This is a genomic window from Nocardioides potassii (assembly GCF_021648885.1).
GTDB lineage: Bacteria > Actinomycetota > Actinomycetes > Propionibacteriales > Nocardioidaceae > Nocardioides > Nocardioides potassii.
This window is the reverse complement of the sequence record NZ_JAKJHZ010000007.1, coordinates 413,665-434,096: the sequence shown is the minus strand read 5'-3', so window position 1 is coordinate 434,096 and position 20,432 is coordinate 413,665. Positions and strand designations below refer to the sequence as shown.

The 20,432-nt window shown below is 72.2% G+C and carries 16 protein-coding genes; 3 read left to right on the top strand and 13 right to left on the bottom strand.

Going from position 1 to position 20,432, the window contains the following annotated elements; translation table 11 throughout:
- The first annotated feature begins 36 nt into the window (after positions 1-36).
- The 3 genes from L2K70_RS12785 (at position 37) to L2K70_RS12775 (ending at position 2,459) form a co-directional block, all read left to right on the top strand.
- Positions 37-741, top strand: a complete 705-nt coding sequence (locus L2K70_RS12785; protein WP_236402512.1) for a hypothetical protein — start codon at positions 37-39, stop codon at positions 739-741.
- 95 nt (positions 742-836) lie between these two features.
- Positions 837-1,850 (top strand): thioredoxin-disulfide reductase, encoded by a 1,014-nt coding sequence (trxB, locus tag L2K70_RS12780; protein WP_236402511.1) that lies wholly within the window; start codon positions 837-839, stop codon positions 1,848-1,850.
- A gap of 96 nt (positions 1,851-1,946) precedes the next feature.
- Complete coding sequence (locus L2K70_RS12775) at positions 1,947-2,459, top strand: hypothetical protein (protein WP_236402506.1); 513 nt, start codon at positions 1,947-1,949, stop codon at positions 2,457-2,459.
- Between the two features lie 28 nt (positions 2,460-2,487).
- Here the strand turns inward: L2K70_RS12775 and L2K70_RS12770 are convergent, their stop codons facing one another.
- From L2K70_RS12770 to L2K70_RS12710, 13 genes are all read right to left on the bottom strand, one after another.
- On the bottom strand, positions 2,488-3,525 hold the full coding sequence (locus L2K70_RS12770) for a WXG100 family type VII secretion target (RefSeq protein WP_236402505.1): 1,038 nt from the start codon (positions 3,523-3,525) through the stop codon (positions 2,488-2,490).
- Complete coding sequence (locus tag L2K70_RS12765; protein WP_236402504.1) at positions 3,525-4,148, bottom strand: hypothetical protein; 624 nt, start codon at positions 4,146-4,148, stop codon at positions 3,525-3,527. Before L2K70_RS12765 ends, L2K70_RS12770 begins: the two co-directional genes overlap by 1 nt.
- Before the next feature lie 11 nt (positions 4,149-4,159).
- Positions 4,160-5,125 carry a WXG100 family type VII secretion target gene (locus L2K70_RS12760; RefSeq protein WP_236402501.1) on the bottom strand — a complete coding sequence of 322 codons (966 nt, stop codon included), beginning with the start codon at positions 5,123-5,125 and terminating at the stop codon, positions 4,160-4,162.
- A 76-nt stretch (positions 5,126-5,201) separates the two neighbouring features.
- Entirely contained in the window at positions 5,202-5,459 is a 258-nt protein-coding gene (locus tag L2K70_RS12755) for a WXG100 family type VII secretion target (protein WP_236402499.1), read from the bottom strand.
- Positions 5,460-5,572: 113 nt separating this feature from the next.
- Positions 5,573-9,982: a type VII secretion EssC family protein gene (locus L2K70_RS12750; RefSeq protein WP_236402496.1), complete on the bottom strand. Its 4,410-nt coding sequence runs from the start codon at positions 9,980-9,982 to the stop codon at positions 5,573-5,575.
- Positions 9,979-10,716: an FHA domain-containing protein gene (locus L2K70_RS12745; protein ID WP_236402494.1), complete on the bottom strand. Its 738-nt coding sequence runs from the start codon at positions 10,714-10,716 to the stop codon at positions 9,979-9,981. The genes L2K70_RS12750 and L2K70_RS12745 overlap by 4 nt, the downstream gene beginning before the upstream one ends.
- On the bottom strand, positions 10,713-12,269 hold the full coding sequence (locus tag L2K70_RS12740) for a serine/threonine-protein kinase (RefSeq protein ID WP_236402492.1): 1,557 nt from the start codon (positions 12,267-12,269) through the stop codon (positions 10,713-10,715). The genes L2K70_RS12745 and L2K70_RS12740 overlap by 4 nt, the downstream gene beginning before the upstream one ends.
- A complete protein-coding gene (locus tag L2K70_RS21190) occupies positions 12,266-13,906 on the bottom strand; it encodes an FHA domain-containing protein (RefSeq protein ID WP_268930492.1) in 1,641 nt (546 codons plus the stop codon). The genes L2K70_RS12740 and L2K70_RS21190 overlap by 4 nt, the downstream gene beginning before the upstream one ends.
- Complete coding sequence (locus tag L2K70_RS12730) at positions 13,903-14,766, bottom strand: PP2C family protein-serine/threonine phosphatase (RefSeq protein ID WP_236402491.1); 864 nt, start codon at positions 14,764-14,766, stop codon at positions 13,903-13,905. The genes L2K70_RS21190 and L2K70_RS12730 overlap by 4 nt, the downstream gene beginning before the upstream one ends.
- Positions 14,763-15,791, bottom strand: a complete 1,029-nt coding sequence (locus tag L2K70_RS12725; RefSeq protein WP_236402489.1) for an RDD family protein — start codon at positions 15,789-15,791, stop codon at positions 14,763-14,765. The genes L2K70_RS12730 and L2K70_RS12725 overlap by 4 nt, the downstream gene beginning before the upstream one ends.
- Positions 15,788-18,100 (bottom strand): transglutaminase TgpA family protein, encoded by a 2,313-nt coding sequence (locus L2K70_RS12720; protein ID WP_236402488.1) that lies wholly within the window; start codon positions 18,098-18,100, stop codon positions 15,788-15,790. The genes L2K70_RS12725 and L2K70_RS12720 overlap by 4 nt, the downstream gene beginning before the upstream one ends.
- The gene (locus L2K70_RS12715; protein ID WP_236402487.1) at positions 18,097-19,419 is read right to left on the bottom strand and encodes a DUF58 domain-containing protein; all 1,323 of its coding nucleotides are present in this window, start codon (positions 19,417-19,419) and stop codon (positions 18,097-18,099) included. Before L2K70_RS12715 ends, L2K70_RS12720 begins: the two co-directional genes overlap by 4 nt.
- 22 nt (positions 19,420-19,441) lie before the next feature.
- Positions 19,442-20,416, bottom strand: a complete 975-nt coding sequence (locus tag L2K70_RS12710; protein ID WP_236402485.1) for an AAA family ATPase — start codon at positions 20,414-20,416, stop codon at positions 19,442-19,444.
- Between the last annotated feature and the right edge of the window lie 16 nt (positions 20,417-20,432).

The window sequence follows — 20,432 nt, the reverse complement described above, 5'->3', positions numbered from 1 at the left end:
CCCGAACCGTCCCGTCCCGCGCGAGGAGGTGACCCGATGACCGACAGCACCGACCAGACCGGCCTGCCGCCCGAGCAGGACGCCGTACGCCGCCTCCTCGCCGACGCGCGTCACGACGGCGCCACCCCTCCCGAGGTCGTCGCCCGCCTCGACGCCACCCTGGCCGCGCTCGCCAGCGAGCGTCACGCATCGCCCGCGCCCACTGGTGCGACGAAGGCCCCCGTCGTCGACCTCGGAGCGAGGCGCCGCCGGATGGCCGGCATCGGACTGCTCGCGGCGGCTGCGGTCGTCGTCGCCGGCGTGGCCGTCGGCAACGGACTGCCATCCATCAGCAGGGGGTCGGACGACTCGAGCGCGTCCTCCGCCGGCGGGTCCTCCCAGGAGCTCAGCGACTCGGGCGCGGACGGTGGTGCCGACAGCAGCATGTCGCAGCAGCCGAAGGCCCAGCTCAGCCCCGACCTCATGGACCAGCCCCAGCTGTCCACCACCGACGACGACCTCGACGACGACCTGCTGCTGCTCCGGGACACCATGCCGGCGGCGTCCGCCTCGAGCGAGTCCGCGCGCGCAGCGGTCTGCGCCGTCCCCGGCGTCGGCCGCGGCCGGCAGGTCGGCGTCGACGTCGACGGCGTGCCGGGCCTGGTCGTGTTCCGCCGGCCGGACGACTCGACGCAGCGGGTGGACCTCTACGTCTGCGGCGACGCCGCCGTCGTACGCACGCTCACGCTGCCGGCGCCGTGACGCGAGCCTGACGCCGGAACAACGCTGGCCTACGATCGGTTGAGCATGTCGTACGCACGACCCACCGATACCGCCCCGCAGGAGTGACCCGCCCCATGAGCCAGACCACCGAACCGCGCAACGTCATCGTGATCGGATCGGGGCCCTCGGGCTACACCGCTGCCGTGTACGCCGCCCGCGCCGCGCTCGAGCCGCTGGTCTTCGAGGGCTCGGTGACCGCCGGTGGCGCGCTGATGAACACCACCGAGGTCGAGAACTTCCCCGGCTTCCGCGACGGCATCATGGGTCCCGCCCTCATGGACGAGATGCGCGCCCAGGCCGAGCGCTTCGGCGCCGAGCTCATCGCCGACGACGTCGTCGAGGTGGACCTCACCGGCAACGTCAAGGTCGTCAGGACCGCGACCGACACCTACACCGCGCGGTCGGTGATCCTCGCGACCGGCTCCGGCTACCGCAAGCTCGGCCTCCCGCGCGAGGAGGAGCTCTCCGGCCGCGGTGTCTCGTGGTGCGCCACGTGTGACGGCTTCTTCTTCCGCGAGCAGGCCATCGCCGTGATCGGCGGCGGCGACTCCGCCGTCGAGGAGGCCACCTTCCTGACCCGCTTCGCCTCGAAGGTCTACCTGATCCACCGCCGCGACGAGCTGCGCGCCTCCAAGATCATGCAGGAGCGCGCCTTCGCCGACCCCAAGCTCGAGATGGTGTGGAACTCCGAGGTCGCCTCGATCAACGGCACGGACAAGCTCGAGTCGATCACCCTGCGCGACACCGTCACCGGCGAGGAGCGCGTGCTCGACGTGACCGGCCTGTTCATCGCGATCGGCCACGACCCGCGCTCGGAGCTGCTGACCGGCCAGGTCGACCTCGACGACGACGGCTACGTCCTCGTCGACCACCCGTCCACCGCGACCAACCTGCCCGGCGTCTTCGCCGCCGGCGACCTGGTCGACCACCACTACCGCCAGGCCATCACCGCCGCCGGCACGGGCTGCGCCGCCGCCCTCGACGCCGAGCGCTTCATCGCTGCGCTGGACCACGAGGCGTCCACCGCCGGCGAGGCCGCCGCGACCGTCGAGGCCATTGCTGAGGAAGTGCAGACCGCCGGCGCCTGAGCCACGCGAAGCCCCCCTTTGTGGGGATTCTCCGCCGCCATCGGACCTCGATACGTTCGCCTCACCCGTCCAGGACCACCGATGGAGGAGAGGCCGATGCGTCTGCGACTGATGGCTCGAACGGCCGTGATCGGCGGACTGGCCGTCGCATCGATCCTGACGCCACTCGCTGCCGGCGCGGCCAGTGACATGAAGGCGGACAGGCGCGGCGACGGCATGTCCGGGGTCGACTTCCGCACGTTGCGAATCGACAACGGCACCGAGCGAGCCACCATGGCGCTGACCGTGGCCGACCTGCCGAAGTCGGGTGTGGTGTTCCTGAGCTTCGTCGACCCCTACGACGGCGAGTACGGCGGCGGAGTGCAGGTCCGGCGCGCGAAGGGCGTCGTCACTGTTCGCTTCTACGACGAGACGTACGAGGGGATGAAGACGGTCCCGTGCCCAGGAACGCGAGGCACCTGGAGCACCGAGCGGAATCGGGTGACCGCAACTTTCGCGTGGTCGTGCTCGAAGTACGGCCCCTACGACTCCAACCACTTCTACGCGCAGTGGGGTCGGGTGTACGACCGCAGCGACCACTTCGGTTCGCTCGAGGTCGCGCGGGGCTGATCGACCCCGCTTGCGCGGCGATCGACCATCATTCGGGGTCGGAGTCCTCGAGGACCTGAGCGTCGAGGAACGGCTTGATGCGGTCCTGCAGAAGTCTGGCCTCCGGGCTCGTCGACCGGTCGAAGTCGTCGGCGAGCTGCTGGTAGAACGCCACGCTCGCACCCATGTGGATCGATGCCTCACGCCCCAGGAAGCCCACGTGGTCGACCCATGACCGAGGCTCTGCCCCGGCACCGCCTCGCACCACGAGGTCGGTACCCGAACCACCGCCACCGACCGCGCGCACCAGACCGTTGGCGGCGTCGAACGCTGCCAGTCGCTCGACGACGATGTCGCCCTCGACCTCGAAGCGAAGGACGTCGTACGGACCCATGCCACCCGCCACCTCGGGTGACCCTCGGGTGATGACCACCGCATCGCCGTAGTTCCCCGATCGCGCCAGGTTCTGCGCGTGCAGGCCTCCTTGCGAGTAACCGACGAAGAGGACGTGGTCGTCGCGCCCCACTCCCGCTCGTTCCAGCTTCTCCTCGATCATCGTCTGGGTCGCGTTGTCCTGACCCATCGCGGCCAGGACGTTCTCGCCCACGCTGTGCTTGCCCTGGGCGTCGCCGAAGAACTCGGTCCCGCGGATGTGGACTATCACGCGGACGACCCCGTCCGCACCGCGGACCTTCTGGATGCGCACACCATCGCCGTCGCCACCGTCGGGATTGGGGCTGGTGCCGAGCAGGCTCCGCGTGTCAGTGCCGGTGCGTGGCGCGGTGGTTCCGCCGGTACGCACGCCGGTCGCCCCGGTGACCGCTCGGCTGGCGCGCTCCTGCTGGTCCGCCTCCGCTCGCAGCTGCTTCGCCTGCGCCGTCAGCGCATTCGCCGCTTGGCGGAGCTTGACCGAGTGTTCCGAGTCCCACGTGTGCCGGAACCTCACCGCGAACGGGCCCACCCAGGCCGAGATCTGGATGCCATTGCGCACCTTGGCGCTGGTCTGGTTGAGCTGGGCGGCCGACCGGTCGAACGCGGCAGCGAGCGCGCGGACCTCTTCGAGGTTCGCGCCGACCATCGCGACCATCAGGTCGCATCCTCGGCAGGGACCGCGCTGGCGAGCAAGTCGCGGACGAGGTCGTGCGCCGTCGCGAAGTCGCGCGACTCCGTCGACACCTCGCCATTCGGGGTGATCGTCGTGGCGCTCAACTGCCCGGTGCGAGCGGACATGCCAGCCACACCCGCCCGGGTGACCGCTGCGAGGCAGATCCAGAGCTCCGGACCGGCGCTGTCACCGTCCGCGGTGGCTTCGCGCGCCGCGTCGAAGAACGCGGTGATCTCGTCCATCGCGTCGTCGACGGTGTCGTCCAGCACGGTGAAGGTTCCCACCGCCTCCTCCTCGAGCCGCACCAAGCCATCTCGCAGCGGCAGCCACGTCGTGGCAGGAAGGCCGATGACACGATCCAGCTCGCGATTGCCCGCAAACACGGTGAACCGCGCCGGCGCCCCCATCGCACGCTGGACTTCCGCGACGCCCTGATCGACCCGGTCAGCCGACACCAGCCCGCGAACCGCGAGACTGCGCTGGCCGCGCACGGCCGACGCAAGCACCGCGTCGGCGTCGGCGAGGTCAACCGTCGACAGAACGACGGGCACAGGCGCCTCGGCGTCCATGGCCATGGACAACAGCTCGTCGTCGGTGAATCGCATGTGCACTTCCTTCACTTCAAGGCCGCCGGGATGGGAGCGAACCAGCTGACGACGGTCTGACCTACTTGCAGGGTCGCCTTGCCCAGCTCCTCACCGACGACTCCGGGGTTGCGGGCGATCTCGCCCATGACGAGGGATTGGCCTGCGGAGGAGAAGTCGGCCTTTGCCCCTTCCCGCACCGCCATCGCGACCGCCTTGCCGGCCGTGCCGTACAAGAATCCGGCCTTCGACTCGATGGCGGCGTCCGACGCTGCGTCGAGGGCGTATGTGCCCGCGGTGATCTTGGCCGACAAGGAATCACCTTGGGCCGCGTCGGCGGCCTTGACGACGTTGTCGACCACACTGGCGGCGGTGCCGAGAACGCCCGCTCCCTTGGCCACGTTGCCGAGAACACCGGCAGCAGGCTTGAGGGTGCTGGTGATGCCGTCGCGCGCCAGCATCTGCAGCACGGGCGACTTGTTGTAACGGAAGAAGTCAGGGATGCGTCCGTCGCGGAACAGCTGTCCGACTCTCGGCAGGCGTTCGAGGTGGGACAGGAGATCCCTGTAGTGAGCCGGATAGTTCTGGTACATGTTCCAACGTCCGAGAGCCGCGGTGATCGCAGCGCTGGTCTTGACCATCCAGAGGGCGTCGGCGAGGTCATCCAGGCTCGGACGCGACGCTGATCCGTCGCGACCCGCAGCCCACAGCCCCCCGAACACGCCCCCGCCCGCGCTGCTCGCCTGACGCTGCTCCTGGGCCTGGATGCGCAGCTGCTTGGCCGCAGTCCGGAGGGCGAGGGCCGTCCGCTTGAGCTGGGGACCGTGGCGCTGGTCCCAGTCGGCGCGGAAGCGCGTCGCCCGGGCGCCCGCCCACGGGTTCGCGTGGACCGAGGTGCGGACCTTGAGCGCGATCGACTCGAGCGAGCCTGCGCCGCGATCGAAGTCGCCGGCCAGGCGCTCCAGTGCATCTGGATCGGCACCGATCATGCCGCTCATGGGTCCTCCTCAGTCCTGGTGAGAGCGGTGTGCGGGTGGGTGCGTGGCCCGAGCCACCACACGTCCACACGTCGGGTCAGCGGGAGACCTGGTCCTGCTCGTTGGCGTTCTGCGACGCTGCCTGCGAGGCCTGGGCGAGCGCCTCGGCGACGTTGCGGAGGTTGGTCGAGTGGGTGCCGTCCCACTCGCTCTTGAAACGGGCCTGGTCCTGCCCGACCCAGGTGGTGGAGCCGAGCTTGGAGGTCAGCTGCGACTGGATCTGCTTGACCTGCTCCGACGCCTGCTGCAGCTGGCGGGACAGCAGGCGGACCTCTTCGACGTTCATTCCGATCATGCCGGCCATGGTGGTTCTCCTTCTGGTGTGTGGTTGGTGTTGCGTTGATCCTGCGGGCCCTCGGCGAGGGCGTCGATGGGTTGACCGACCCATCAGGCGGCTCGGACGAGGGGCTACGACGGGAACGGCACCTGGACCTGGGTCGCGACGCCACCGCGCACCCAGTAGCCACGCCCGACGGCGAAGTCGGCCTGCTTGACGTTGGGCAGGGTGGTCTTCGCCAGCGTGTCGCCGTCGTTGGCGTCCGGCTGGAGCAGCAATGCCGTGCGTGCGGCCTTGACCGCGTCCCCCAGGCCGCCGTACGCCGAGCTCCACGAGGCGGTCTCGCCCTCGGCGACGACGAGGTGTCCGTTGCGGCGGGCGGAGACGACGAGCGCCTCGAGGTCCATCTCGGCCAGCGTGCCGACGAGCTCGGGCATGGCCTCGAGCACGACCATCACGGGGCTGATCGCGCCGTCCTGCTCGACCAGCGGCCGGAGGGCCTCGACGACGTCCGCGATCTCGTCCGCGCCGCAGGCCGTCCAGTCCCACCCACCCGTGACGACGAGCGGCGAGCGCCTCATCGTGACGAACGCACGACGGACGTCCGGGCGGGCGCGCCGTACGGACTCGGCCAGCCAGCGCACCGCCGTCGTCCGGCCCGAGCCCGGCGGCCCCGCCAGGATCATGACGGAGGCGAGGTCCAGGCCCACCGGCAGCAGGGTGTCGTAGGCGACACCCAGCACAGGCCGGCCCGCCACGGAGGCCGGGACCGTCGTGCCGGGGATGTGGCTGCCCAGCACCTCGACGGGAGCCGGTCGGGAGCGCACCAGCGGCGACACCTCGACGGCCAGCTCCTCGATCAGCCGCGCCTGCGCGGCCACCGCGTCGTCGTCGCCGAGGATCGCCAGCTGCAGCTCCTGCGGGTTCTCGGGCTGCACACTGCGACCCGGCGGGCTGTCCGGGCCCAGGACGTCGCGCGGGACGTTGAGCGACAGGTAGCTGTCCTCGTCGGGCTGCCGCATCACGATCCGGCGCTGGAACGACGCCTGGATCGCCATCGGCACGGCACCGTCCCGGTCGGCCGTCATGGCCACGTGCACACCGACCGAGCGGCCCTCGGCGAGGAGGCGCTGGAAGTTCATCCACGTGCGCTGGTGCCGGCTCGCGGTCTCGTACGCCTCACGCATCGCGGCGAAGCCGTCGATCATCAGCAGGATCCGGGGTTCGTCCGGCTGGTCGGCCAGGCTCCGGTAGCGCGAGAGGGTGTCGGCGTTCGCAGCCCCGTAGCGCGCAGAGCGCTCCTCCACGGTCAGGACCAGCCGGTCCAGGAGTCGCACGAGTCGTTCCTCGTCGTCGCCGGCGATGATGGGCGCGACGTGCGGCATCGGCTCGAGGAGACGGAGGCCGCCACCAGCGAAGTCGAGGCCGTACACGTGCGCACCGCCGCCACGCGGGCTGATCGCGGACGCCACGGCAAGGGTGCGGAGGGCGGTGGTCTTGCCGCAGCCGCTCGTGCCGATGAAGAGGATGTTGCCGTCCGTGTCCGGGCGGTAGTACTCGACCACCTGCTGCTGGTGGTCCGGGTCGTCGAGGACGCCGAGCACGACCTCCGCATCACTGCGCTGGCGCAGGCGCTCGAGGTTGTACGACGGCGCCAGCGGCTCCATCCACGGCTTGCGCGGGTCCGGGACCGCCGCCTGCCGGCACGCCTGGCGGACCGTGCGGACGACGCGCGTGATGTCGGTGTCCACCCCCTCCAGCGACACGCTCGGCTTCGGCGTCGTCCAGGTCCGGCCGCGACCGAAGTCGAGCTCCTCGACGAGCACCTGGGCCGGCGGGATCTCCGCCGGCGTCCGGGCGCCGGGGAAGCCCGACTGGAAGCGAGCCAGGCGGCCGGGGCCGGTCTTCGCGGCTCCCCGCCCGGGGGTGGCCGGGTCGAAGTGGGCCGCCATCGGTGTGTCGAGGACGTCGGTGGAGTCGACCTCGTCCGCCATGCGCAACGCGACGCGCAGGTTCGTGTTGGCGCGGAGGCTGTCGCTGATCACACCGGTCGGCCGCTGGGTGGCCATGATCAGGTGCAGGCCCAGGCTGCGGCCGCGCTGGGCGACGTCGATGACGCCGTCGACGAACTCCGGCACCTCCGTCTTGAGAGCGGCGAACTCGTCGATGACGATGATCAGGCTCGGTGGGCAGTCCGGGTCGCCGGTCTTCTCGAGCTCGATGAGGTCCTTGGCCCGCTTGCTGCGCAGCAGCCGCTCGCGGTGGTGGAGCTCGGCCCGCAGGCTGCGGAGCGCGCGGCGTACGAGGTGCGGCGAGAGGTCCGTGACGAGGCCGACGCAGTGGGGCAGCTCCACGCACTGCGCGAAGGCGGCGCCGCCCTTGTAGTCCACGAACAGGAAGGTGACGCGGTCCGGGCTGAGGGCGTGTGCCAGCCCGAGCACCCAGGCCTGGAGGAACTCGCTCTTGCCGGCGCCCGTGGTGCCGCCGACCAAGGCGTGCGGACCCTGCAGCCGCAGGTCGAGCGCGAAGGGCTCGCTGCCAGCATGCCCGACCAGCGCCCGCAGGCTCACCGGCTGCTCGCGCGGAACGGGCGGCGCCGAACGGTCCGTGAGCGAGCCGTTCTCACGCCAGCGGTTGACGACGACCGACGGGTCGTCGCTGGCCTCCTGGCCCAGCAGGCCGACCACGGGTACCGACCGCGGGAGGTCGGACTCGTCGCTGATCGGGCTCCCTGCGTCGACGACCGGGGTCAGGATCCTGGCCAGGTGCCCGGCGTCGGCGCGGGCCATGCTCTCGACCCGCAGCGGGGTGACCACCAGTCCTTGCCGCACCATTCCCGCGTTCGGCGACGCGCTGTCCGCCAGGTCGACGAAGCTCCGGCAGCTCGCCGGCAGGTCCTGCCGGCGCTCGGAGCACCACACGACGTGCACGCCCGCGTCGGGGCCCTGCTCGGTGAGCCGGGTGAGCCGCGCCAGGTCTGTCGACGGTTCGTCGACGACCACGACGACGGCCGGCACCTGCGCGCGGTGCTCGGACTCGGAGTCCGACGGACCGCGGTCCGGTGCGTCCTCGGACCGTTCGGCGAGACGCGACGCGACGACCTCCTCGAGCCGGTCGAGCACCGCGGCGGCCGAGGCGGGATCGGCCGCGAGGTGGCTGCCGGTGAGCGGGCTGTGCGGCGAGCTGGTGTGCGGCAGCCACTCCAACCACTCCCAGGCACCCCGGCTGCCGGGCGACGCGAGAGCGACGAGGACGACCTCCGACGGCGCGTGCAGGATCGCGAGCTGGGCGACCAGGCCTGCCGCAACCCCGCGCATCGCGTCTGATCCACCGGAGACACCCACGTTGCCGGCGCTGGGGAGGTGGCAGGTCACCGCCGAGGCCGGCATGACGGTGTACTTCGCGCGCAGCTGCTCCCCGCGCGCCACGAGGTCCGGGATGCCGTCGGCAGACGCCTGCCGCTCGTCGAACGTGACGAACGGCGCCACGTCACCCGTGCCGAGCCGGACGGAGAGGAACTCCGGGTGCTCGGGGCGGCGCGACCACAGCACGTCGGTGCGCCGGTCGGCGGCATCGACGCACCGGGCGAGGGTCGGGTGCAGCTCCTCGAGCGAGAGCCGGTCCTGCTCGTGCCGGCCGGCCAGCTCTTCGTCGAGCCGGTCCAGCGACGCCTCGTACGACGCCCGGACGGCCTCGAGCTTCTTGCGACTCTGCCGGCGCTGGTCGAGGTAGGACCCGATCATGAGCAGCGGGCTGAGGGCCACGAAGAGCACGGCGATGGCCGAGCGGGTGAAGGCGAACAGCGCCGCGCCCATGACGAGCGGAGCGACGAGGGCGAGCACGGGGAGGTGCGCGGGGTCGGGCTCGGTGGGAGCGGTCGGCAGCTCACGCTGGACGTGGCGCGGTCGGCGCAGCACGCGCGGCGACCGCGTGAACGCGATGTCCGTGCTGGCGCTGGCCGTCGACGACGGTCCAGTGAGCGACACCGTGATCTCGGAGGCTCCCAGCTGGGCGGCGTCGCCATGGCCGAGGACGATGCGGGCGACGCGCATCCCGCCCACCAGGACGCCGTTGGCGGAGTTCTCGTCGAGGATCTCGACGTGTCCGCCGATGTTGAGCCGGGCGTGCCGCTTGGAGACCATCGTGTCGGTCAGGCGGACGTCGCAGTCGGCGGCCCGGCCGATGGTGACGCTGCCGGACGGGAGGCTGACCTGCAGGCCAGCGTCGGGTCCGGAGATCACGGTCAACAACGCGGCGGCCGGCTTGGTGGCGCCGTCCTGGGCGGCGGACGCCAGCTCGACGCGTGCCCCGGACCTCAGGCCCGAGTCGATGAGCGGCAGCCCGGGCTCGAGCACCACCTCCCGCGCCCCGACGGTGCCGCGCAGCGTGAGCTCACCACCCGGTACGTGGCCGGTGAACTCCTTCGCGCCGGCGAGCGTCTGCGCCAGCGAACCGGCGGTCGTGGTCGCGTCGGCCGTCACCAGGAGGTGACGCTCGGGCGACTGCGAGCCGGGCTGGTGCAGGGTGAGCTTGAGCTTCACGCGTCGCCTCCCGGCGGGTCGGTGGGTGTCGCGTCGAGCAGCCGCAGGTCGGCGGCCGTGACGAGGAGCGAGGAGACGGCGTACTCGACGAGCCGCAGCCGTCGATTCGCCGCACTGGTGCTGCCGGTCCCGCGCAGCCCCGAGACTCCGGCCCGGTCGAGCTTGTCGCAGACGTTGTCGAGCTTGCGGTTGAACCGGGTCTGCGCCCAGCCGAGACGGCGCGCGGCCTCGACCGCCGTCGGGACGCTCGAGGAGCCGGTGCCCACCCGTCGCAGCACGGGCTCGGCGAGCGCCAGGACCACCAGCAGCTGCGACTCGGTGAAGCTGGTCGGCGCGATCGTGGTGTCTCCCTCGGGCGTGCCGCCCGTCGCACGGGACGGCAGGTAGGCGGCGCTGGCGCACTCGAGCAGGAGCTCGTAGGAGGTCGTCCCGGCGGAGAAGGTGAGGCTGGTGCGACCGAAGACGACCGGGAGTCGTGCGCCGGGGGCGAGCGTCGTACGCATCAGGCCGTCGACGTCGGTGAGCCCGGCGGCGAGCCGCGACCCGGCGTTGTGCACCCACCACAGCCCGTCGTGGAACGAGATGACGAGGAACGTGCGATGCAGGTAGGGGTTGTCGTCGAGGCCGAGATCACCCTCCCTGCCGATCGTGAAGGTCGAGCCGGGCTTCAGCTCGGTGACCTCGCCGGCGAAATCGATCGCGAGCGCGGCGCTCGTGGTGACCGGCGCCGTCACCGGGTGCACTCCGTCGTGCCCTCGGACGCCTGGCCGTTGCTGCGCCGCAGCACGACCTCGACGCAGGTGCGCCCCGCCTGGGCCGGGACCGTGACCGGCGCTGCGTCGACCGGGCCGGCGAACGGACGCTCGCGTGACGGGTCGGCCACCCGGTAGAGGAACGTGTCGCCGTCCTCAGGGTCCGGGTTCTGCCAGGTCACCTCGACCCGCTTGCCCTGTCGCGTGAGCCGGACCTTCTGCGGAGTGGGCACCGCTGAGCCGATCGCGTCGGCGGGAGGCGCTTCGGAATCGACCTCGGTGTCCTGCGTCGTCCCCGCGGTGTCGCCACCGAGGACCTGCCAGCCCACGAGGGCCGCGACGACGGCCGCGGCAGCGATCCCCGCCACGACCTTGGGGCGCGACGAGGACCGGACCTCGGCCTCCTCGCCGGATCCCGCACCTGCCAAGACGGCCGGCGGGGTGACGGTTGCGTCCGGCTGCTGGGGCACCACCGTCGCGTCCGTGACCGACGCCGGGATCGCAGGCCCGGTGAAGTCCGGTCCCGTGCTCCGGCTGGTCGGGACCACCGGAGCCGGGGCGGGAGGTGACACCGGTGGGCCGTCCGGGTCGATCACCTTGAAGGTCGAGATGCGGGTCGAGCCGGCGTCCTCGACCCCGGTCTCGTCGACGTACGACGACACGTCGGGCGTGTCCTCGCCCACCTCGATCGGCGTGACCGGGAGGTGGAGCGAGGTCTGGATCGCCTGGAGGGCGCGAGCGAGCTCGAGCGCCGAGGGGTAGCGCTGGTCCATCGACTTCGCCATCGCCGTGCGCAGCACCCGCTCGAGTGCCTCGGGGACGTCCTCGCGGCGCAGCGGAGGCACCGGCTCGTTGCGGGCGCGCGCCATCAGGGCGAGATTGGAGTTGTCGCCACCCGGCACGACCATCGGGCTGCGACCGCCGAGCATCGCCCAGCAGGTGGCGGCCAGGGAGTACACGTCGCTGGCCGGGCCCATCGGCTGGCCCCTCGTGACCTGCTCGGGGGGCGCCCAGGCGGGAGACACGCCGATGCCCACGCCCTGCTGGCCGTCCTGGGTGGAGACGGAGATGCCGAAGTCCGTCAGCGCGGCGCGACCGAACTCGGTGAAGAGGATGTTGGCGGGCTTGATGTCGCGGTGGAGGACCCCCAGCCGGTGGGCCGACTCGACCGCTCCGGCGATCTGGATCGTGATCTCGAGCGCCTTCGGCACGGGGTAGGTCCGCACCTTGATCCGGTCGTCGAGCGTGCGCGGCTGGCACACCTCCATCACGAGGAAGGAGCGGCCGTCGGGTGCCGCCCCGGCGTGGTAGATGCTCACGATCGAAGGGTGGTTGGAGAGCCGGGCCATCTGGTTGGCCTCGGCCTCGAAGGCCTGCTGCGAGTTGTGGGAGAGGTCGGCCGTCAGGACCTTGACGGCGACCGTGCGGCCGAGCTGCTCGTAGCGGTAGACGTCGGCGAACCCGCCCACGCCGAGGGGCTCGATGAAGCGCAGGCCCGGGATCTCGGGCGGCGCCGCCGCCGCGCGCCGGCTCACGGCAGCGCCTCGAACCGGAGGTCGACCCCGTGGCCGAGCTGCACGACGTCGTCGGAGTGGAGCAGCTGCGGGGTCTCGGAGACGCGGACGGTCGGCTGCCCGGGGCGCTGGAGGAACGTGCCGTTGGTCGAGCCGAGGTCGGCCACCATCACGCTCCAGCCCTCCAGCCGGATCTCGAGGTGCGTGCCCGAGACGTGGCTGTGCGGGAGCGGGAGCAGCCGCGGCATGACCGTGCCCTGGATCCGCGACGCGCGCGGGTTGCGTCCCGCGAGCACGTTCTGGACGAGCTCGATGGACTCGCCCGCAGACGTGTGCATCCAGCCCAGACCAGGCCGGGCGAACCGGACGCTGTCACCCGTGAGCCGCTGCCCGCAGACCCGGCACTCGGTGCGGTGCGTCGGGTTGCCGTGACCGGCCGGGCACATCACCCCGAGCACCGAGTCGGCGCCGCTCGTCGGCGGTCCGTCCGCGAGGTACGCGTCGAGCTCGGTGCTGTCGGGGGCCTCGAACATCGTGTGGCCGTCGTGGTGCTCGGGTCCGTCGTCGGAGACCGCCGGTGCGTGCACGGGAGGTGCGGACGCAGCGGCGGCCGGTACGGCCGGGGCGGGTGCCGACCGGCTGGGGACACCGGAGATGAAGCTGGGAGAGGGCGACGCGGCAGGCACGGCAGGCGCGGCGGGAGATGTCGGCGCGGGCGGCGCGACCGGGTGAGGAGCAGCGGTGGCGATGGGGCTCGGCGTCTCGACGACCGGCGCCGGTGCCGGCTGCCCCGACTCGGCCTGTCCTCCCGGCTCCACGTCCGCGTCGTCGTCCGCGTCGTCGTCGGGGCGGACCGCCGCCTCCTCCACGTCGTGCATCACGGTGTGCGGGGACAGCAGGGAGGAGAAGCGGCCTCGCGCGGGCTGGACGACCTCTGCGACCGCGCTCTCGCCGTCCTCGATCGCGTCGTCCTCGGGCACGTCGGCGGGCTGATCGGGCTCGTCCTGCATCTCTGCTGCAACGGGTCCAGCACCGTCCTGGTCGTCGGCCTGTTCGGGCTGCTCGTCGGCGTCTGCCTCGACCCACGTCTCGGTCGCCGGTGTCCGGACCGGCTCTGCGACCGGATCGACGTGGGTCTCCTGCGCTGGCCGTGCCATTTCCTCGGGTACGCCGTCATCGGAGGCCGGGACGTCGGCCGGGACGCGGTCGACGTACGACTGACGGACGGCGCCGGCCGGCAGTACCCCGCCGACGACCGGCAGCCAGGTGCCATCGGGATCATCCGTCGCGAGGAGGACGTCGACCACCGTAGCCGGGTCGAAGTTCCGCTCCACCCAGAGCGAGGCCTCGTCACCCCGGATGACCTGCCGGCCGTCGGCCGTGGTCACGTCCACGTTGAAGGTGCCTCTCGCGGCCACGTGCAGCCCACTGTCGTCGGTGACCGACATCGCGAAGTCCGGGAGCGACCCGAGCCCTCGACCGGTGACCGTCCGCAGGACGTCGAGCACCTCCCCGAGCCCGTCGACTGTCCCGGCGTCGCCGAGCACGTCCCACATCTGGACGACCTGCTCCTTCGGTACCTCGGCGGGGAGCAGGACGGCCAGGCCGTCCAGGACCAGCAGGTGGTGGGACCCGGTGGTCCACTCGGTGCGGCTCATGACGGGGCCTCCGTCCCAGCCAACACGGCGTCCGGGAGCGTGCCGTGTCCCTCCTCCGGAACGGCCTGCAGGTCGGGACGGGTGTCGTCCGAGTCCGCGTCGTGCGCCGAGCTCGTCAGATCGACCACGTCGACCACGACCGCCGTGACGTTGTCGCGCCCACCTGCGGTGACCGCCTCGCGGACGAGTGCCTCCGCGGCGGCGGACGGGTCGGCGATGTCGAGGAGGAGAGCTGCGATCAGCTGCTCCGTCAGCTCCCCCGTCAGGCCGTCCGAGCAGATCAGCAGGCGGTCGTCGGGACCGGCCACCAGCAGCGACAGGTCCACGTGGGGGGTGCCGCCCGACCCGGCCCCGATCGCCCGGGTGATCACGTTGCGTTGCGCGTGGGTCCGCGCCTCGTCCGCGGTGATCCGACCGGCGTCGACGAGCTCCTGCACGCGGGTGTGGTCCACCGTGATGAGCTCGATGGCGCCGTTCTGGAGGCGGTAGGTGCGTGAGTCGCCGACGTTGAACACCAGCCAGCACGGCATCCCGTCCTGCTGCGCGAGCCCGACGCCGCTCAGCGTCGAGCCCGGCGCGCGGCCCTCGCCGTCGGCGAGGTCGGCGACGCGGCGGGCGGCACGCGCGATCGACGCGTGCACCCCGGCCGCGGTCACCCACGGGGTGCTCGTGATGCTCGACAGCTCGTCCGCCACGATGGCGGACGCCTCCGCACCTCCGGTGTGACCCCCCATGCCGTCGGCGACGGCGTACACCGGTCCGGAGACGACGAACGCGTCCTCGTTGCGCTCGCGTACGGCGCCGGCGTCGGTCGCCGCGCCGGCCCGCACCCTCAGCACCGGCTGCTCCCGTCCGCTCATCGGGCCTGCACCGTGACGGTCCGGCGGCCGAGCTTGATGACCGCTCCGGGTGACGCCGGCGTCCTGCGCATGCCCTCGAGGCGCACGGGTGCGCGGCCGTCCTGCTCCAGCCACGATCCGTTGGTCGAGCTGAGGTCCATCACCCACGGCGCGCCGCCATCGACGCCGAGCGCGAGGTGGTTGGCCGAGACCGACTGGTCCAGGACGATCACCAGCTCCGCCTCGCCGAGGCTGGCGCTCTGTCGGGGCGCGCGTCCCAGCACGAGCAGGCGTGAGATCTCGAAGGTGTCGCCGGAGTCGAGCACGGCGACCGGTCGCGGCGCGCGACCGGGCGGCGGTGCGACCGGAGTCGCGACCGGCGCCGGGGCCGGCGTGCCGACCGCCGGTGCGGCCGGACGCGGGTCGACGACGGCGGGCTCTCGCCGTACGGCGGGCGGGGTGTTGCGCATGACCTGCGACCCGGCGCCCTCGAACGGCACTGCGCTGATCATCCCGCCCGTCGACGCGTCGGTGGCCACGTGGCCGCCCTGGGTGAGCTCCGACTCGTCGGTGCGCCATCCCGCGGGCGGGGCCGCCACCTGCGGACCGGCCGCGGCGTCGTGCTGCGAGGCGGTGGAGTCCACGAGCGTCACCCCCGCCACGCGGTCGAACCACGACCGGTTGGGCGCCTGGATGCTCAGGGGTGTGATGAGGAGCGCGAGGCCGAAGGTGGGGGCCTGCAGGAGGTACTTCACGAATGTCCTGCCACCGGCACGCCGACCGGAGTCGTCCACGTGGTGCAGTCCCAGCATGAGCTGGCCCGGGAGGGCGGCGCGGGCGAACATCGCCCAGAAGGAGAAGACGCTCCAGGCACCGAGCAGGCCGAACAGGACCAGCACCAGGCCGCCGCCGCCACCTGACTGCAGTGCCGAGAGGGCGATGAGGTTGACGAGGAGGAACAGCACCATCGAGACGCCCACGTCGATGGAGCGTGCCGCGACCCGGCGACCCATGGTCGCCGGCGCGGCGGGCGCGGACTGGTTCATGGCGTGCTCCTCTTGCGTCGACCGGACAGCAGGGACTTCGGCGACACCGCGGCACGCAGTCGTCGTACGGGGTGCATGGAGCGCGCCATGCCGCTGCGCAGCTCGTCGACCTGGCGCCACATCGCCTCGACGTCCTTGCTGCTCGGCTCGCCCTGCCCGAAGACGTGGGCGTCCATCCGCTCGGCGACGGCCACCGGCCCTGCGGAGGGGAAGGTCTCGGCGAGGTCGCGCGCGGACTCCTGGCGCGTCACCCGTGCGGGCGCCACGACGCCGAGGTCACGGGCGGTGTCGACGACCTCGTCCCACCCACCGGAGATCCGGTCGGCGGTCCGGCCGGTGAGCCGACGACGGAGTCGGCGCCGCTTCTTGAGCAGCGCGATCGCGAGGAAGGGCGACACCAGGAGCCCGGCCCCACCGATCACGTAACCGGCGATCTTGACCCCCTCCGGGATCGAGGTCTCCTCGTCGTCCTTCTTCGTCGTCGAGCTGTCGTCGGTCCGGTCCTCGGGCGGGTCCACCGGCTCCTCGGGGGGGACCGGCGGGGGCAGCACCTGCGGCTGGGGCACCTCGTCGGGCTTGGGCACCTTGGTGTCCGGGGTCTTGTCCCGGTCGGGGGTCGGGTCGAAGACGACCCACCCGGCCTTCTCGAAGGGCACCTCGACCCAGACATGCGCGTCGTTGCCGGTCAGCTCGAGGCGCGAGGCGGTGGTCGCCTTCTCGGGGTAGAACCCGAGCACGACCCGGGCCGGGTAGCCCAGCTGGCGCACCATCAGCGCCATCGACGTCGCGTACTGCTCGTCGTCCCCGATCATCCGGGCACCGCTGAACAGCTGGGTCAGCCGACCGTCGTAGTGACCAGAGGCGGAGACCTTGCCCTCGTTGGAGTAGAACCCGGTCTCCTGGAACTTCGACTCGAGCTTCCTGAGCTGGTCGATCTGGCTCTCACCTGCCTCGGCGAACTCGGAGGTGATGCCGGCGATCGCGTCGGGGACCTCGACCGAGGCCTCACCGGTCTGGGTGGCGATCGAGTCCTCGGCGAGCTCGTCGTCGCTGGGTGCCGCGTCGGGCACGATGGTGACGTCGTACGTCTCCCCGCCCCAGACCCCCGCCGGGCTGAGGAGCGTGCCGGAGTCGGCGTTGTAGTAGAGGCTCGCCGCCAGGCTGTCGGCGCGCGGTCCCGAGAAGTCGACACCACCGAGGTCGCCTCCCCCGGGGATCCAGTAGCCGGAGTAGTCGTCGATCTCGATGCCCACCGTGCGGGCCCCCGCAGGAGGGTCGACCCCGATCCGGTCGCCCACGCGACGGAACTGCGCGGACGCCGCGTCGACGCTGTAGACGTGGCCGTCGTAGCCGTCGAGGGTCGCCAGTCGCAGGCGGGACCCCTCGGGGAGGCCGGTCACCGTGAGGAGGGTGTCCTCCTTCTGGTCGCGCTCGTAGTACCGGTACTTCGTCAGCGGGCTGGCATAGGTCCGCAGGTCGAGGGGCGGCACGACGTCGTCGCGCAGCACGTAGCGGTCGGCGGCGGACACCATTCCTCCACCGAGCCCGACCGAGGCGCCGGCGGCGACGACCAGGATCGCGGCGGCGGCCAGGAGCCGCTGGCGCTGGGCGCCGGTGTTCGTACGCCGGTTCATCAGCAGGTGAGCGTTGTCGCGGTGCTGCTGCAGCGCCGTACGCCATCCGGCCCAGGCAAGTGCAGCGACGCAGAACACGGCACCCTGGAGCGCTGCCGCGGGGGCGGACTTGGTGCCCCACAGGATGCCGACGAGCAGGAGCACGGCGGTGGGCGCGAGCGCCCAGAGGTGGCGACGTGCGCGCAGCGCCAGGCTCAGCGCGAGGACCGCGCACACGAGGCCGGAGAGGTACGGGACCACGGCAGGGCCGGTGAACGAGGAAGCCGGCACGCTGACGGTGAGCAGGTCGCGCCACGCCTGGTAGGTGAGGACGAGCAGGCGGTTCACCGTCTCCGGGGTCGGCACGACGCCGCCGATCGTGGTCGACGGCAGCGCGAGCGGGCCACCGAGGACGACGAAGGCGGCGAGCGTCGCGGCGGCCACGCCGAAGACCGACCACCGACGCCACGCGCCGAGGACGGCGACCGCCGCGCCCGCGAGCACCCCACCGCCGGCGGCGACGTAGCCCGACACGTCGGCGAAGACGGGACCGAAGGCCACGACGCCCGTGCCCAGCAGGACGAGCATGGCGACGACGTCGACGAGCTCGGCGCGCGCACCACCGCGGGCACGTTGCCCCAGCGTGACCTGGGTGGTGCCGGGCTCGGTGAGCGAGGGTCGGGTGAACGGGTTCATCGCATCGTCCTCACCGCGCGGGGCAGGTCGTCGAGTGTCGACAGGTCGAGCACCGTGAGGCGGCCGATCCTGCGCCGAGCGACGGACTGACCGTCGGCGCACCGCACGGCGAACGTGAACGCGTCGAGCGGAGCTGCTCGGTCGGCCGCGCGCAGCTCGGCCGCCTCCGCGCCACCTCCGGTGACGAGCGCGACGATCGAGGCGCCCGGGACCGCGGCGACGCCCTCCTCGGCGAGGGTCGGGACGGGCGCCGAACCGGGGACCAGCTCGATCCGGGACAGCTCGTCGAGGAGGCCGCGAGCGCTCGGGAAGCGCAGGCGCCCGGCCTGCGTCACCACCGACAGGTCCCGGTCCTCGCGCAGGCACTGCAGCCCGAGCGAGCCGACGCTCGAGACGGCCATCTCAAAGTCGTCGGGCGTGGCGTAGTTCTCCGGACGCAAGGACAGCAGGAGGAGCAGGTGCGACCTGCGGGTCTCCTCGAACACGCGGACCATGAACCGTCCCGTGCGAGCCGTGGTCTTCCAGTGGATCGCGCGCCGGTCGTCACCGGGAACGTAGTCGCGGAGCGCGTGGAAGGACACGTCGGAGCTCGACAGGTCCTGCGTGGTGACGCCCTCGACGTCCTTCAGGAAGCCGGCGTGACCGGAGTCGATGACGAGGGTGCGCGGGTGCACGAAGAGCTCGACCTGCTCGGTCCAGCGCTGCGCACGGCGCAGCAGGTGCAGCGGGTCCGCGCGCACGGAGACGACCGGACCGACCGGGATGACGCCCCGTCGCCTGGTGGGGACGGCGAACATCTCCTCGTGCTCGTCCCGGCGTCCGAGGGCGGGGAGGTCGAACGACGCGACGGCGCGCGCCACCGGGAGCTCGATGCTCGTCGGCAGCAGGGACCGGGTGCCGCGGTTGCGGATGAGCAGGCGCCCGAGGGCGTCGTCGCCGACCTGGACGCGTTCGTTGTCCAGCGCGATGTCGACGTCGTACGCCGTCTTGCCGGCCACCCACGCGACCGCGGCGAGCAGGACGACGGCGAGCGCGACGGCCACCGCGGTGAGCTCGGACCACGACCGGTCGAGGCCGACGACCACCGCGACGACGAGGCTGGCCAGCGCGACCCAGCCGAGCGGGAGCACGAACGCGCCGATCGGGGCGATGCGCGCACGAACGGGCGCGGTGCGTGCCCACGCGGTGTCCGCGGCCCGGCGCGCGCCGGTCACCGCGCGTGACCGACCGAGGTCCGACACGATCCCGGTGATGCGACCCGACACGTCCGGTCGCGGCAGCCGCCGGCGACCGGCCACCGCCGGCGTCGCCGCGCTCATGCGCCTGCTCCTGCGTGCTGCATCAGACGCCGGCTCCGCGCAGCATGGGGGCCTCGACCCGGTCGAGGACCCGTCCGATCACGCCTTCGGCGGAGGCCCCGGCGAACTCGGCCTCCGGCGACATCACCAGGCGGTGGCCCCAGACGGGAAGGGCGAGCTCCTTGATGTCGTCGGGCAGCACGTAGTTGCGCCCGCGCGCCGCGGCCCAGACGCGAGCGACGCGCACCATCGCGATCGCACCGCGCGTCGAGACGCCGAGGGTCGTGTCGGAGTCGTCCCGCGTCCCCTCGGTCAGCCGCTGGACGTAGTCGAGCACCGCGTCGTCGACGTGGTTGGCCTTGACCAGGTCGGCCATCTCGGCCACGGCCTGGGTCGAGATCATCGGCGGCAGTGTCCGGGTGCGGTCGGGGTCAGCGGAGCCCGCGAGCACCTGGACCGCGGCCGCCCGGTCGGGGTAGCCGACCGACGTCTTCATCAGGAAGCGGTCCAGCTGCGCCTCGGGCAGCCGGTACGTGCCGGCCTGCTCGATCGGGTTCTGCGTGGCGATGACCATGAAGGGCCGGCCGGCCTCGTAGGACGTGCCGTCGACGGTGACGTGGCCCTCCTCCATCACCTCGAGCAGCGCCGACTGCGTCTTGGGCGAGGCCCGGTTGATCTCGTCGGCGAGCACGATGGAGGCGAAGATCGGGCCCTTGTGGAACTCCCACCGCGACGACGACTGGTCGTAGATCGTCGTGCCGGTGATGTCGGAGGGCAGCAGGTCCGGCGTGAACTGGATCCGGCTGTGGCTCCCCTGCACCGTCGCCGCCATCGCGCGCGCCAGCGCCGTCTTGCCGGTGCCGGGTGCGTCCTCGAGGAGCAGGTGCCCCTCGGCGAGCATGCAGGTCAGCGCCAGCCGGATGACCGGGGCCTTGCCCAGGAGGGCCTGGCCCACGTTGTCGGTGAGCTTGCCGAACGAGTCCGCGAACCACGCGGCGTCGTCAGTGGTGATGGTCATTGGTCTCTCATCTCGA